The organism is Pseudoalteromonas sp. APC 3691, from assembly GCF_030408135.1.
GTDB lineage: Bacteria > Pseudomonadota > Gammaproteobacteria > Enterobacterales > Alteromonadaceae > Pseudoalteromonas.
The window spans coordinates 1-14,924 of record NZ_JASDCB010000087.1 but is presented as its reverse complement, the minus strand read 5'-3'; the positions used below and the strand labels follow the sequence as shown (position 1 = coordinate 14,924).

General features: G+C 38.5%; 11 protein-coding genes and 3 pseudogenes. 9 read left to right on the top strand and 5 right to left on the bottom strand.

Going from position 1 to position 14,924, the window contains the following annotated elements:
• Positions 1 to 194: pseudogene (locus tag QL998_RS19015) on the top strand (IS4 family transposase); the annotation flags it as partial.
• 29 nt (positions 195 to 223) lie between these two features.
• On the opposite strand, the gene QL998_RS19010 reads toward QL998_RS19015, so the two are convergent.
• From QL998_RS19010 to QL998_RS19000, 3 genes are read right to left on the bottom strand one after another with little or no spacing between them, the layout of a single operon-like run.
• Positions 224 to 706 (bottom strand): hypothetical protein, encoded by a 483-nt coding sequence (locus QL998_RS19010; RefSeq protein WP_165723566.1) that lies wholly within the window; start codon positions 704 to 706, stop codon positions 224 to 226.
• Between the two features lie 25 nt (positions 707 to 731).
• Positions 732 to 1,544 carry a DUF481 domain-containing protein gene (locus tag QL998_RS19005; protein ID WP_024597159.1) on the bottom strand — a complete coding sequence of 271 codons (813 nt, stop codon included), beginning with the start codon at positions 1,542 to 1,544 and terminating at the stop codon, positions 732 to 734.
• A gap of 42 nt (positions 1,545 to 1,586) precedes the next feature.
• Positions 1,587 to 1,907, bottom strand: coding sequence for an HI1450 family dsDNA-mimic protein (locus QL998_RS19000; protein WP_002958729.1), 321 nt, complete (start codon positions 1,905 to 1,907; stop codon positions 1,587 to 1,589).
• Between the two features lie 367 nt (positions 1,908 to 2,274).
• Between QL998_RS19000 and QL998_RS18995 the strand changes: the two genes are divergently transcribed.
• The 7 genes and pseudogenes from QL998_RS18995 to QL998_RS18965 all read left to right on the top strand — a co-directional run bounded on the left by QL998_RS18995 (position 2,275) and on the right by QL998_RS18965 (position 10,099).
• Positions 2,275 to 3,066 carry a crotonase/enoyl-CoA hydratase family protein gene (locus QL998_RS18995; RefSeq protein WP_024603617.1) on the top strand — a complete coding sequence of 264 codons (792 nt, stop codon included), beginning with the start codon at positions 2,275 to 2,277 and terminating at the stop codon, positions 3,064 to 3,066.
• 71 nt (positions 3,067 to 3,137) lie between these two features.
• On the top strand, positions 3,138 to 3,491 hold the full coding sequence (locus tag QL998_RS18990) for a CidA/LrgA family protein (protein WP_010553207.1): 354 nt from the start codon (positions 3,138 to 3,140) through the stop codon (positions 3,489 to 3,491).
• Positions 3,484 to 4,227 (top strand): LrgB family protein, encoded by a 744-nt coding sequence (locus QL998_RS18985; protein ID WP_024604711.1) that lies wholly within the window; start codon positions 3,484 to 3,486, stop codon positions 4,225 to 4,227. The genes QL998_RS18990 and QL998_RS18985 overlap by 8 nt, the downstream gene beginning before the upstream one ends.
• A gap of 38 nt (positions 4,228 to 4,265) precedes the next feature.
• A complete protein-coding gene (locus tag QL998_RS18980; RefSeq protein ID WP_002958733.1) occupies positions 4,266 to 5,102 on the top strand; it encodes a mechanosensitive ion channel family protein in 837 nt (278 codons plus the stop codon).
• 167 nt (positions 5,103 to 5,269) lie between these two features.
• Positions 5,270 to 8,524 (top strand): annotated as a pseudogene (locus QL998_RS18975) (winged helix-turn-helix domain-containing protein).
• 20 nt (positions 8,525 to 8,544) lie between these two features.
• Positions 8,545 to 8,925 (top strand): DP-EP family protein, encoded by a 381-nt coding sequence (locus tag QL998_RS18970; protein WP_197099279.1) that lies wholly within the window; start codon positions 8,545 to 8,547, stop codon positions 8,923 to 8,925.
• A 184-nt stretch (positions 8,926 to 9,109) separates the two neighbouring features.
• The gene (locus tag QL998_RS18965) at positions 9,110 to 10,099 is read left to right on the top strand and encodes a sensor domain-containing diguanylate cyclase (protein WP_290193284.1); all 990 of its coding nucleotides are present in this window, start codon (positions 9,110 to 9,112) and stop codon (positions 10,097 to 10,099) included.
• An 80-nt stretch (positions 10,100 to 10,179) separates the two neighbouring features.
• Here the strand turns inward: QL998_RS18965 and QL998_RS18960 are convergent, their stop codons facing one another.
• Complete coding sequence (locus QL998_RS18960; protein WP_024596882.1) at positions 10,180 to 10,662, bottom strand: winged helix-turn-helix transcriptional regulator; 483 nt, start codon at positions 10,660 to 10,662, stop codon at positions 10,180 to 10,182.
• A gap of 168 nt (positions 10,663 to 10,830) precedes the next feature.
• Between QL998_RS18960 and putA the strand changes: the two genes are divergently transcribed.
• Entirely contained in the window at positions 10,831 to 14,634 is a 3,804-nt protein-coding gene (putA, locus tag QL998_RS18955; protein WP_290193283.1) for a bifunctional proline dehydrogenase/L-glutamate gamma-semialdehyde dehydrogenase PutA, read from the top strand.
• Between the two features lie 57 nt (positions 14,635 to 14,691).
• Here the strand turns inward: putA and QL998_RS18950 are convergent.
• Positions 14,692 to 14,924 (bottom strand): annotated as a pseudogene (locus QL998_RS18950) (IS4 family transposase); the annotation flags it as partial.

The window sequence follows — 14,924 nt, the reverse complement described above, 5'->3', positions numbered from 1 at the left end:
TCATGGCTTTGCGGGATATACAGGATGAAATACTCTGGTGTGCCATCGCTTCGCCAGGTTCAATTCCAAAGAAATTAAGGGCAATGCGAGAACGAGTGAAACGTTATATTCTTCCAGAAAAAAGAAAACGGCCCAAAAGTAGGACCGTTCGAATTTCAAAAACTCGGTACACCATTAAGTCAAAGCATGCTTAACTGAATGGTGTTAGCCTTAGGCGCTTTTTTTATATCATATTGTTACGCTTAACCGTTTCAGCTTTTGGCTTACTAGGCAGCGCAATAGATACGTTTTTTTCTTTTAAAGCAGCTAGTAAACCTTTTTGATCGTTTGTACCAACTCTATACAAGGTGCCATCTTTGAGCGTTAACTGTATTGCACTAAAGCCAGATACTGTATATACCCAACCATCATGAGTAATTCGCATACCAATACCGTGCCTGTAAGAGTTTTGAACTGCTTTTGCTTCTACTACTTCGCTAAGCTCAATACTTTGCCCAGCAACGCCTGGACCAAACGCCCAGCTAATATTTTTATCATCTACTTTTACTGTTAGGCCATGGAACAAAAAGCCCACCAGCACTAAAATCCCAGTAAATATTATTAAAGGTCCATCAGCGCCTAACAAGTTCCACGCAAGCGCCACAAAACCGCCTATCCACGCTAATACAAAAAAGATAAACACCGCATACTGTTTATGCTGATACATAATATTCTCTAAATTAAATAAATACTTAAAAGCTGTATACCAATGTAGCACTCAGCTCTGAGTCAAACTTGAGTTTATCATCTTCGGGTTTTGAATTATAACGATACATGTAGGTAAATTTGAGTGATACCGCGCCAATCACTTGGCTTATCAGTGCGGTTTCCGATTTTAAGCGAGAATTAAGACCTGAAAGCGACTGCTCTATACTCACATCTTGATTAAAACGAGTACGCTTAGAGACCAAACGTTCCCACTGCATTGCAACACGTACTAAATAACCGGTTTTATCAATTTCATCTTCGCTCACATCCGAATCTTCATCGGCGACTGAACGGTATAAACCAGGTCCTATATCAATATCTACTTTGTTTTTAGAGCCTTGATATACACGCGCACCATAGCCTGTCGCCACCGTGCTTTTAAAATCAAGTCCACTAAACTCATCTTCTTCGTAATCACCGTAAATAAAAAATGAGGAGTTTTTAACACCTACTTTATAGTTACCTTGCGCTGATACAAAAATACGATTAGCAGTAACATCAGTGCCACCGCTTTCATCGTTTTCATCACGCTTATAAAGAGAGTCTATTTTAAATTGATTACGCCACTTTTCAAAATCTTGGTATAAATTACCTTTGAGCTTAAAACTGGTCGAATTGGTGTTACCTTTACTTAGAATAAAACCAAATTCAGTATCACCGTAAAGCATATCACCTTTGTGTAACTCATGAATTTCTTCATCAGAGAGCTTGCCATATTCATGAAAATCTTCAAATGGATCAACAGCCCAACTTGGGCAGCTAATTATTAAAAAAATTAAAAATAAATACTTACGCACAACACTCTCTCTGCACACAATTATAAAAATAAGCGGTATTGCTTATTCACTCTCTTTCCATAAAATATGACAAAACGGAGCATCTTTATCACGACTAATCAAAATTTTAGCAAACAAAACATCATCATTTTCAAATTCTAAACCAACTAGCACCTGAATAAAGTGCTCTGGCTCTATCTCAAGGGCAACAAAATCTTGCCACTGATCGTCTGGCTCGTCTTCTTCAATAAAGCCTAGGTCTTCTCTAAACTCATTAAAGTCTTCAACATCTTTATCACTCAAGTTATTTGGCGCTAGCTCTAAAAAAATATCATAAGCTTGGTGAGTAGCTTCTTCTACCGTATATAAACGTGGACCCGACATATGTGCTTAACCTTAAGCTTTTAAGTTGCGCTATATTATCAAATCTCATCATCATTTTGATAAAAAAAAGCGTAAAACACTGACTTTTTTGTAACTGAGTCATGCTTTATTCAGCATGCAGCTCAAACAATAAATAACAATTTAACTAACCCATTGAATATCAAGATTACTTTTTTAATTTAAGCTTAAAATAACAACGTAAAAAATTTTATTATCTCAAGTTCTAATTGTTTAGCTTTTTCTCATCTAAATCTAACCCTTTAAGACTACAGCTTTAGCAATAAATTCCATTTATTTAAAAAATACTGTCACTTTACTTAATTCTTATAACAACATAAGCTCAACTAACAGGTCAGAGGAGTGTGTAATGATAAAACTAGAAAAACAAAATGGCATTGCAACCGTCACGCTTAGCAGAGCAAAAAAACAAAACGCATTAAGCTTTGAAATGTTTGTAGAGCTAAACAAAGCCATTAAAAACATAAAAAGAGATCGCAGTATTCGTGCTGTAGTAATAAAAGGCGATGGCGAGCATTTTTGTGCAGGGCTTGATATATCAGCCGTAATGGCGGCACCATTGAATATTATAAAATTATTGCTTAAATGGTTACCTGGCAATCAAAATTTAGCGCAAAAAGTAGTATTAGGCTGGCAGTCACTGAGCGTGCCTGTTATTGCACAAATTGATGGCAACTGTTTAGGGGGAGGATTACAAATAGCGCTGGGTGCTGATTACAGGATTGTTCATATTGATGCCAAGCTTGCCATTATGGAAGCGCGTTGGGGCTTGTGCCCCGATATGGGCGCAAATGTAATGATGAGCGGTTTAGTTAAGCGTGACCAAGCACTTTGGCTTGCAAGCCACGCAAACCCAATCACAGCACAACAAGCAAATGAGCTAGGTTTAGTTACTCAGCTTACCGATGATACTCAACAAGCCACGCAAAACATGCTCAATACATTACTTGAGCGCTCACCCGATACGCTTGCTGCTATTAAACGTGTTACACAACTTAGCTATAAACCAAACCAACGAAAAATACTCGCTAAAGAAACTTTCAGCCAAATTCGCTTACTGCTAAACCCAAACACTAAAAAAGCAATTGCTAAAGCAAAAGGAAAAGCGGATATAACCTACGCAAATACAAAGCATTGGTAGACTATTGCACAATGCATAAAAGAGTTTGATTTGTTAAAGTTAAGCTCTTATCTTTTCTGTGAGCCACTTTGATGAAATATCTGCTCAGTAGCGCTATTATATTACTATGTTTAGCCTGCGCTAAACTCATTATGCACTTTATTGGTGGAAGCTTTCCTGCACCGCTACTCGCTATGGTTATTTTATTAGTTTTACTCTTATCGGGTATTGTAAAAGAGCAACATGTAAAACCATGCGCCTCCCCTATTTTAAATATTATGCCTATCTTTTTCATTCCAGCTGGCGTGGGATTTATTGAGCATCTCGGCCTTATAAAATCGCACTGGGCATTTTTAGCATCAGTTGTGGTGCTTGTCCCTATAACTACCTTATTGCTTGTTAGCAGTGTAATTGCGTACTTTAAGGGAAGAGAAAATAATGACTAATTTTACTTTTTCCGCTATTTCAGAGCTACAGCCTAATTTATGGTGGCTAAGTATTCCTTTCATTATTGTATTATTTTTAGCGCTAAGGGCCGTAAACCAAAGTATAAAAAGCAGCGTATTTAAATCGCTCACCAACCCCGTATTTTTAAGTATTAGTATTATTGCTTTATTACTCGTTAATCTAAATTTGCCTTATACGCAATTTGCCACGCACAGCAAATTACTAAGCTGGTTATTAGAGCCCGCAATTGTGGCTCTAGCGCTTCCTTTATATCAGCAGTTTACACACGTACGAAAAAATCTATTACTCATAGTCGCAACATGTAGCTTAGGTATTGTTAACGCAACCGTTGTGGCATTTTTGCTAAGCATATTATTTAATTCGCCAGCGCAGCTAAGTGCATCTGTTGCCGCACTCAGTGTGACGACCCCAATATCTTTAATTGTTACCGACTCGTTAGGAGGGATTAGCTCACTTGCTGCGGCTTTAGTTATTTTTATTGGTTTACTAGGCGCTTTATTTGGTTTTATGCTTTTTAAACTCATTAATATTTTTAATCACGAATCTCAAGGCGTTGCCATGGGCACAGCTTGCCATGCAATTGGGACCGCTGCTGCTATTGCTGAGCATCCAAAAGTAGGCGCTTACTCATCAGTTGCAATGGCACTAAGTGCTTTATTAACAGCGATTATAGTGCCGCTGTTATATCCATTTTTAGTCAACATTTTGCTATAGTTGGAAAAATACAACATAGCCCTAACATAGAGCGCTTTATGATCAGTTCTGAAATCGAACAGTTTGAAAAATATTACACCATGCTTACTGAGTATATGGTTACCTACAGTATGCAAATTGTTGGCGCTATTTTTATCGTCCTCATTGGTTTGTGGATAGCACAAAAGCTTGCCAAATTTGTAGCCGCGTTAATGACCCGCCATAACGTTGATATTACGCTCACAAACTTTGTCAGTAGCGTGGTAAAAGTACTGCTAATTGTAATGGTTATAATTATTGCACTTGGCAAAATAGGTATCAGCGTTACGCCATTTGTAGCAGCCATTGGTGCTGCATCTTTAGGTGCTGGTTTAGCGCTGCAAGGAATGCTTTCTAATTATGGTGCAGGCCTTGCCATTATAGCCACTCGACCTTTTGTTGTTGGTGATACTATTGAAGTTAAAAATGTAAGCGGCCAAGTTAAAACAATTGAGCTTGGCTACACTATTTTAATCAATGAAGAAAAAGTAGAAATCACCATTCCAAATAAGCACATAGTGGGTGAAATACTTCACAACTCATTTAGTTACTCATTGGTCAAAGGTGAAATAGATATAGCTTATAGTGCATGCTCTGATAACGCGATTAGCCTCATTGAAGACGTACTTAAAGCACATGAATTAGTCGCACAAAATCCGTTATCACAAGTGGGTATTGAACGCTTCGCCGATAGCGGTGTTACAATAAGCTACCGATATTGGGTGCCTACTACTAAAATTATCGAAACCAAACTGGCTATTAACGGTGGTGTTTATAAAGCAATTAATAACGCTGATATTGAAATTCCATTCCCTCAACGCGTCATTACAATTAACAAAGCCGACCTAGAAAGCTAATTTATTTTTATTTTGAGCTTGCATATCTGCAAGCTCATCCTTTACTCCCCCCCTCTGCTCAGAATAAACTCAAATAGTTGTGTTATAGATTTATTTGCCATATAAATAGTGTTAATAAATATCAATACGCACTTAATTTTAATAATAAAAAACAATAATGAGTAATGATGATGCGCAACCCCTTCTACCTAGGCGATTGGCAAGTAACACCTTCAACTAACTCAATTCAACTCACTGGTAAAGCCAAACAGTTAGAGCCCAAAGCGATGGAAGTTTTATTGCATTTGTGTCAACAAAATGGCGACATTGTAAGCAGCGATGAATTGCTCAATAAATGCTGGAAAAATACTGATATTGGCGATAATCCATTACATAAAACTATCACTCAACTAAGAAAAGCGCTCGGTGATAAAGCCAATGAACCACATTATATTGAAACTATCCGTAAACGTGGCTACCGCATTATTGCAAAATTATCTTTTCCGTTAGCAGATCCTATCCCAAGCACTAAAAGTACATGGCAGGGAGGATCCCCTTTCTTAGGCCTGCGTGCATATAACCCAAATGATACCCACGTTTTTTTTGGCCGTACCCAATCTATAGCTACCCTGCTGGAAAGGATATCTAGCCAGGTAAATTACGGTCGTGCTTTTTGCTTAATACTTGGCCCTAGTGGTACAGGTAAATCCTCGCTTGTTAATGCTGGAATTTTACCAAAACTGCTAGATGAGCGAGGCTATAATAGCATCGAGGTTATTTCCTACACCCAGATCGACTTTGCAGATGTGCATAAAAATAGACTTTTTCTAGACTTAGCTTCTGCATTACTTGATTGGGATATAAACGCCCAGCCTGTGTTTGAAGGATTAAGCGCGCAAACACTTGCAGAGCAACTAGAATTGGCAATAGATGGCGTAATTAACGCCATACAAGCTGCACTTAGTAAAGCCTCTACACAACTTAAAACACCCCAGTTATTTTTATTTATTGACCGCTTAGAAGTACTGCTTTCTTCTCCTATATTTAGTAGCGAAACACGCAGCCATTTTTTATCGGTTATTGAACGCTTAGCAATCTCTAAAGCTGTGATTGTATTTAGTGCGTGTCGTAACGACTTTTACCCTTTAGTGGTTGAACAACCAAGTTTAATGGCAGGCAAAGCTCATGGCGCGCACTACGATTTAACACCGCCAAACCGCTAAGAACTCCAACAAATTATTCGCCTGCCAGCGTTAACCGCTAATTTAACGTTCTCCAATGACCCACAAACTCAAACACCACTGGATGAAATATTGTGCGCCGATACCGCCAATAACCCCGATGCATTGCCCATGCTGCAATACACATTGCAAGAGCTGTACTTACAGCGCAGTGATAATAACGAGCTACTGCACAGTGTTTACAAAAAACTCGGGGGTATTGAGGGCGCCATAGGCAAAAAAGCAGAAGATATATTTATTGACCTTAGTAATGAGCAACAGCAGCAACTAAAAAGCGTATTATCACAACTGATCACTTTAAACCCAGATGGTAAAACCATTACGAGCCGCGCTGCACGCTGGCAAACATTAACAAACACAAGCCAAAAAGAGCTTGTGCAAGCCATGGTCGATAGCCGTTTATTTGTATCGCATTTACAAAACCAAGAAGCCTGTTTTAGTCTTGCTCACGAGGCATTATTACGTCAATGGCCGCGCGCAAAACAATGGATTAATGACCATAAAGATGCCTTAGCAATAAAAAGTCGTTTACAACATCAAGCACAAAATTGGGTAGATGAAGGTAAAAGTAGTGCTTACCTCCTAGCGCCAGGTAAACCGCTACAAGAAGCGCAGCTATTACTTAACGACAAACTGTTTAAATTAGATGATAACGAGCATGCTCTTATCAAAAGCTCTGTAAAAAAAACAAAAACAAAAATAAGAGCAAAACGGGTGACCGTTACTTTATTGTGCTTACTTACATTTACCGCGTTATTAATGAGCTTCACTAGTTTTAAAGCCCAACAACATGCGCAAAAAAAACAGCTTGAGGCCGAAAGCTTACTGGGGTTTATGGTCGGCGACTTTGCCGATAAATTACGTAGCGTTGAACGTATGGACTTACTTGATGGTATTAGTAATAAAGCACTTGAGTATTTTACTGATCAAACTGACGATTCAAGTTCACTTTTTAGCTTTAGCGATAATAAAGCACAATTTAACAACCGTTTTCAGTACGCACAAACCCTCGAAGCAATGGGTGAAGTAGCTTATTCGCGCGGTAAAACCGATGAAGCCTTTACCGCCTTTGAAAACGCCCGCACCCGCCTTGAGGCATTATTAAAAATACAGCCTAACAACTTAGAGCTACTAACGCTTGCAGGCGCCAATGCCTTTTGGCTAGGTCAATTAGCTTATGATCAAAATGATCATCAAGCTACTGAGCAAATGTTTAAAAAATACCACGCTTACAGTAAAAAAATGTATGCGCTGGCAGCCAATGATTTTAACTCCATTATGGAATTATCGTATTCATCTAATTCTTTAGGTTCTTTATACATAGAAAAATCCAACTACAGCGCTGCAAAAAAGAACTTTGCAGAGTCACTTTTACTTAAAAATAAAGCGCTTAAACTGAAACCTAATAACAAAGATTTACTTCGAGATAAATCCGATACGATTAGTTGGCTTGCAAAAACAGAAGAGAAGCTAAGTAACTTTAATGAAGCAGTTAATATATTGGAAGGTGCAGTTGGCGTAATCACAAAATTGATTGCTGACTACCCTAGTGATGCAAGCCTTTTTTACACGTCAGCAAACCTATATATGCAACAAAGTTATTTACTGAGCTATTTGAGTGATAAACGGATGGCCCATAAAAAAGCCAGCTTGGCTAATCAAGTTATCAATGAAGCTTTAGTACAAGATCCAAAAAACAATAAATTTCAGCTTATGTATTATCGCTCTTTAGCACATTCACTAATGCTATCTACTGATGAAGCTACTGACTCAACAATTGAAAAAATAATTAATTTTTTAAAATCTCAAAATTTTAAAAATACCAGCACTATTAATACACAAATTACACTGATTCAATATTTTATAAATAGACAATCACCACTCAAAGCGCAGGAGTTATTAACTGAGCTTGAGAATAATGAAAACTACAAACATCAATTAGCCAACCTAACTAAAACTGGTGATTACTTAGTATATACAAGAATAAACTTAATCAAAGCAAACTTAGCTACAACTAATAAACAGCGAGAGCAATTTTGCTTAAGTGCTATCAAAGCAATTTCTGAAGCTGCAAAAATAAGTCAGAGCGTAAAAATAACATACCCACTAGTACAAACTTATACCTGTTTAAACAGGGAAGACGAGATATCAGAAATAAAAACAAGCCTAGTTAAATTAGGCATTACGAACTTCCAACTATAATTACTCATAAAGGAAATGATATGAATAACACCCTAGAAAATGTCGACTTTCAAGTCAATATTAAACTTAACAACGGTGAAGCTATTTTTAGCTATACAAAAAATGGCGAATCCGCTACTGGCGGTGGTGTTGTAAGAACTGAAACCGCTGGCAACTACAATTTAGACGACGCCACAATTCAAAATGGTTTCGTATTTACTGGCGCTACTATCACCGATAACGACACACAAAAACCATGCGCCCAAGACTTCAGCTATAAAGTAAGTGACAACGGCCACACAATTATCATTACCGACACAGATGAAAATAATGGCTCTGTATGCTTAATCTTTAACGTTGAGTGTAATGGCAATAAATATGAAAGCGCTGATCCTCAAGTTAAGAATGAAAAAGAACTCTAATTAGTAATGCTTATTTTTAAATTGCACAGGCATATTAATTGCGGTGTAATTTATTTAAAAACGACCTTTAAATAAACTTAAATAACAACAACTTAAATCAGAAGGTTACCGAAAGGTTTAAAAACGATAAATTGAATAAACTGCTAGACATAAAGTTTCATTAACAATAAAAATGAGCAACACCATGTCTAACAATAATGAAAATAGCAAAGCAAACAACACCGACAGCGCTGTATCTGCATTAATCAGCAGCATTTCTAATACCGTTAACAATGAAAAAATAAGCGCAATTATTAATGTCACTAATGTCATGGCCGATGCTATTTTTATTGTTAATGCAGATGGGGTGTTTGAATCAGTAAATCCCGTAGCAGCACGTTTTTTCAATGTAACGTCTGATTCATTAATAGGTAAAAAATGGCAAGATTGTTTACAAGAACAGTATCGCGATGACTATAAATACATGTTTGAAAGTTGGAAAAAAAACTATCAAACACCACTCAATCATGGTCCGAAAGAAGTTAAAATAAGAAAAAACAATGGTAACTGTTTAGATGTTGAGTTATCTGTATCATGTTTACCCGAATCGGTAGTCTCAAGTACCCCACTTTTTATTTGTATAATGCATGATATTTCAAAGCACGTTAAAAAGTATAAAGTACTGGAAAACGTAGCCAGACTTGATCACCTCACTGGTATTGCTAATCGTTGTACTTTAGAAAAAACCATCATAAAAAATTGGCAAGAGTGCATAGTTAACAAGCAGCCTCTTAGCTTTATACTTATTGATATTGATTACTTTAAATTATTTAACGATAACTTTGGCCATGTAAAAGGTGATAAGTGCCTTCAAAAAGTCGCTCGTGCAATTAAAGAGTGCTTACCATCTAAAGACAGTTTAGTAGCACGCTATGGTGGTGAGGAGTTTGCTGTTGTGCTGCCTCGTTCGCACATTTCAAATGCACAAATGATTGCTAAACGTATTCAAGAAAAAATACTCAACATTAATTTTAGAGATCTCGGTTTACCAGCGAATGTAAAAATAAGTGTAAGTCAGGGTTTAGCGTGTGAATACAATAATCAATACAGAACATCTGAGGCATTAATATGCGCGGCGGATACTGCCTTATACAGAGCGAAGTCGGAAGGTCGTAATAAATTATGTATAAGGTGATGTACTAACTATTTGGTATAGCATTTATCTACTAAAATAAAAAAACCGCAATTGCGGTTTTTTTATTACTTGAGAAAAGCTTAAATATCGATTAGCAATCCTTCGTCCTTTTTAATCTTTTCGATCACCATATAAGTATGATGAGTACCCACGCCGGGAATATCTACTAAGTCGCCAAGAACTTGTCTATATTCTTCCATATTAGAAACGCGAATTTTTAATAAGTAATCATAACCACCAGCAACCATGTCACATTCGACTACTTGTTCTATCCTTAATATGTGCTCTCTAAATACTTTAAATACAGCTGTATTTGAAGCAACAAGCGATACTTGAACATGCGCTACTAAGCTCTGATTAAGTTTAGCTTCGCTAAGCTTGGCATAATAGCCTTCAATATACCCTTCTTGCTCTAATCGTTTAACCCGATCTAGGCACGGGCTGGCACTCAAATTAACCTGTTTTGCGAGGTTAACATTAGAAATTCTGCCGTTCTTTTGAAGAACGTCTAGTATGGCTAAATCAATACGATCTAGCATGCGTAATCTATTTGGAATTGTCATAACAGAATTTTATGCGGATAAGTTAAATTTATACCCTGTAAATTATCGTAAATCGCGAAATTTAACCAGCATATTCTGCTGAATTTTAATTAGAATGCACTCACAATATCACTGGTAATTTATTGGTAATTAATTTTACTTTAATTCTTAACATCCTGAGGGTTGCTTATGTTATTCAACGGCGATTTAACTACTACTTGTCCTATCAGACAAAGAATCCGTGACTTTTACCGCATAGATGAAAATGCAGTTATTGATCATATTTTACCGCTTGCAGAAGTAGGCGTAAAAGCACGAAGTCGTGCCTGGGAAAGAGCCCGCCAGATTGTTTTGAACATTCGTAAAGAGCAAGATGGGCAAGGCGGTGTTGATGCGCTTTTAAATGAATTTTCACTCTCTAGTGAAGAAGGCGTTGTATTAATGTGTTTGGCCGAAGCGCTGCTTCGCGTACCAGATAAAGCAACTCAAGATGTACTTATTCGTGACAAGTTAGCCAAAGGTGATTGGAGCTCTCATTTAGGAAGCAGCGATTCTTTATTTGTAAACGCATCTTCTTGGGGATTATTAGTTACCGGTAAAATGGTTAACTACACAGACAAAACTAAAGAACAACAGTTCGGCATGCTTAAAAAGACCATTGGTCGTTTAGGTGAGCCAGTTATTCGTAAGTCTGTAAACTTTGCTATGAAAATTATGGGCAAGCAATTCGTAATGGGTCGTACCATTGACGAAGCAATTGAACGTGCTGCCGAAACAGAGCAAAAAGGTTACGTATATTCTTACGATATGCTAGGCGAAGGCGCGCGCACAATGAAAGATGCGAAGCGTTACTTTGACAGCTACATGAATGCTATACACTCAATTGGTAAAGCGGCTAATGGTCGTGGTCCAATTAACAGCCCGGGCATTTCAGTTAAGCTTTCTGCTATTCACCCACGCTATGAGTTCACTCATAAAGACCGTGTGATGGAAGAAATTGTACCAAAGTTAAAAGAACTTGCTCTTGCCGCTAAAAAATACGATATCGGCTTTACCGTTGATGCAGAAGAAGCAGACCGTTTAGATATTTCATTAGATGTAATTGAAGCGGTATTCAGTGATGAAGATCTTGGTGATTGGCAAGGATTTGGCTTAGCGGTTCAAGCGTATCAAAAACGCGCTATTTTTGTAATTGAATGGCTAACTGACCTTGCAACCCGCGTTGGTCGCAAGATGATGGTACGTCTAGTAAAAGGCGCATACTGGGATACTGAAATCAAAACCACACAGCAAGATGGTTTAGATCACTACCCAGTATTTACCCGTAAAGCAACAACAGACGTTTCTTACAAAGCGTGTGCTATTAAAATGCTTGAAGCGCGCGATGTGCTTTATCCGCAATTTGCTACACATAACGCTTACACTGCCGCGACTATTTTAGAAGTAGCCAAAGGCGACAATACAGGTTTTGAATTCCAACGTTTACACGGCATGGGTGAGTCATTATTCGACCAAATCGTTAACGAAGAAAAAATTCAATGCCGCGTGTATGCCCCAGTTGGTCAACACGAAGACCTCCTTGCGTACCTTGTTCGTCGTTTGTTAGAAAATGGTGCTAACTCATCATTTGTGAACGCCATTGTAGATACAACAAAACCTGTTGAATCATTACTTCCAGACCCTGTAGAAACATTGCAAGGCTTGCGTAATAAGTACAATACGCAAATCAAAATGCCAATTGATTTATACGGTGAAGAACGTGCTAACTCAAAAGGCATGGATTTAACCGACATTAACGTTATCACCCCTTTCAAAGAGAATCTTGAAACATGGTTTAACGAGCACTTAATTGAGCAAAGCCAAGTACCTGAAGGCTCACTTGCAGTTAAAAACCCTGCAAATCACAAAGAAATCATCGGCCACGTTAAACTGCAAACTGGCGAAGAGATGAAAGTATTACTCGCTAACGCTGAAGCTGCACTTGAGTCATGGTCACAAACACCAGTAAGAGAGCGAGCTAACTTACTGCGTCGCGTTGCTGACATATTAGAGCGTCATCACGACGAACTTGTTGCCATCTGTATTAAAGAAGCAGGTAAAGTAGCGCAAGATGGTATTGATGAAGTACGTGAAGCGGTTGATTTTTGCCGTTACTACGCGGCGCGCGCTGAGGAGCTATCGCAAGATGAGCGTTTTGAAGCCCGTGGCGTTATTTTATGTATCAGCCCGTGGAACTTCCCGCTTGCAATATTCTTAGGCCAAGTTGCTGCTGCGATTGTTACAGGTAACACTGTAATTGCAAAGCCTGCTGAGCAAACAAGTTTAATCGCCCTTCGTGCTATTGAACTAATGCTGTCTGTTGGTTTACCTGAGCATGTTGTTCAACCGGTTATTGCTCGTGGTTCTGAAGTAGGCAAAACAATTGTTCCTGATGAACGTATTCAAGCGGTTATGTTTACAGGTTCTACTGAAACAGGCACATTAATTTCTCAAACACTTGCTGCACGTAACGATATTCAAGTACCGTTAATTGCAGAAACAGGTGGCCAAAACTGTATGATTGTTGACTCAACGGCGCTTCCTGAGCAAGTAGTTGACGATGTGATCAGTTCTGGTTTTCAAAGTGCTGGGCAACGTTGTTCTGCTCTTCGTGTTTTATTCATTCAAGATGACGTAGCAGATGGCATTATTGAAATGCTTAAAGGTGCGCTAGCTGAGCTACACATTGGCGACCCATCGTTACTATCAACTGATGTTGGTCCGGTAATTGATGAAAAAGCACTTAAAAACTTAAACGAGCACGTTGAGTACTTAAAAGGTAATTCTATACTTCATTACGAGTGTAAAATCCCGGATAACACTCAAAATGGCGCATACTTTTTTGCACCTCGTTTATACGAAATCAAAGATTTATCAGTACTTAAGCGTGAAGTATTTGGCCCATGTGTTCATATTGTTCGCTTTAAATCGAGCGAACTTGATGATGTGATGGATCAAATTAATAACACAGGTTATGGCTTAACAATGGGTGTACATTCACGCATTGAAGAGCGCTGTGAGTACCTTGCTAAAATGTCACGTGCAGGTAATGTTTACATTAACCGAAACATGATTGGTGCTATTGTTGGTGTGCAACCATTTGGTGGCCGTGGTTTATCAGGTACTGGCCCTAAAGCCGGTGGCCCTAACTACCTTCAACGTTTAGTAAAAGAAAAGGCATCACCAGATAACGTGCAAATGACAAACCTGACGCCAGATGAGCTTGATTTACACCACTACAGCGGTGCAAATGAGCAAGTTAAAAAGCTAATGGCTAACTCAATGCGCGATGAAAAAATCTGGCGTGCAACACCACTAAACGACCGTGTTTCGGCTGTGCGTCAGTTGCTTGCTAAAATCGCGACGGTAGAAATTATCGACGATTTAGCAGACGATTTAGCATTAACATTATCAGAAGCTCGTGCACAGCTTAACCGCCTTGAAAAGCACATGCGTAAATTTACTACCCTGCCAGGGCCAACGGGTGAGTCTAATACACTTCATCTAGAAGCGCGTGGTTGTGTAGTGTGTTATGCAGATAAGAGCACATCATTTAACTTCTGGGCATTGTCTATCATCACTGCTATTGCCGCAGGTAATACGGTAATTACTGTAGCGTCTGAGCTGTTTTATGATGAAGCCGTTGCCTTTAAAGATAAATTTATCTCTACAGGTGTTGCAGAAGGCGTTTTCCAAGTAGCTAAACCTAACCAGTTACAAGCTATTTTGGCGCACCCTCATTTAGCCGGTGCGGTAGTTGCTGCTCGCTCGTCTCGCTTGGGCTACTTTAGTCAACAGCTTGCACAGCGTAAAGGTGCTATTTTACCAGTAATTAGCTCTGAGTATTACGATACATTAATCAAACGTCTTATTACTGAAAAAACAATCAGTATTGATACAACAGCATCAGGTGGTAACACATCACTAATGACGCTTGTTGAAGATGATGAATAATTAAGCTAATGCTTTTTAACTAAAAAATAAAAAAGGCACTGAAAAGCTGTCTCTTGATCACAAGTCTGACTCAAGAGATTTTGCTAAATCGTAGCCTTCCAGGATGGCTTGTAACTTAAGCCATCCTTGCCATAACACTTTCACAGATGCACGCCCTGTGCGCTTGGTATCTTTCCAGCCTCCTAACTTTGCCAGTTCCTGATACGCCCATGACATATTTGGAGCAGTTTCAGGCAATGGTGTTTTTATTCTCTTTAACCACAATAACTTCCATGCTTTGGGAGATAACA

Coding starts and splice junctions, on each gene's coding strand:
- QL998_RS18995 (WP_024603617.1), top strand. CDS start 2,275: ATGATAAAACTAGAAAAACAAAATGGCATTGCAACCGTCACGCTTAGC.
- QL998_RS18980 (WP_002958733.1), top strand. CDS start 4,266: ATGATCAGTTCTGAAATCGAACAGTTTGAAAAATATTACACCATGCTT.
- QL998_RS18960 (WP_024596882.1), bottom strand. CDS start 10,662: ATGACAATTCCAAATAGATTACGCATGCTAGATCGTATTGATTTAGCC.
- QL998_RS18970 (WP_197099279.1), top strand. CDS start 8,545: ATGAATAACACCCTAGAAAATGTCGACTTTCAAGTCAATATTAAACTT.
- QL998_RS18965 (WP_290193284.1), top strand. CDS start 9,110: ATGTCTAACAATAATGAAAATAGCAAAGCAAACAACACCGACAGCGCT.
- putA (WP_290193283.1), top strand. CDS start 10,831: ATGTTATTCAACGGCGATTTAACTACTACTTGTCCTATCAGACAAAGA.
- QL998_RS18990 (WP_010553207.1), top strand. CDS start 3,138: ATGAAATATCTGCTCAGTAGCGCTATTATATTACTATGTTTAGCCTGC.
- QL998_RS19010 (WP_165723566.1), bottom strand. CDS start 706: ATGTATCAGCATAAACAGTATGCGGTGTTTATCTTTTTTGTATTAGCG.
- QL998_RS19000 (WP_002958729.1), bottom strand. CDS start 1,907: ATGTCGGGTCCACGTTTATATACGGTAGAAGAAGCTACTCACCAAGCT.
- QL998_RS18985 (WP_024604711.1), top strand. CDS start 3,484: ATGACTAATTTTACTTTTTCCGCTATTTCAGAGCTACAGCCTAATTTA.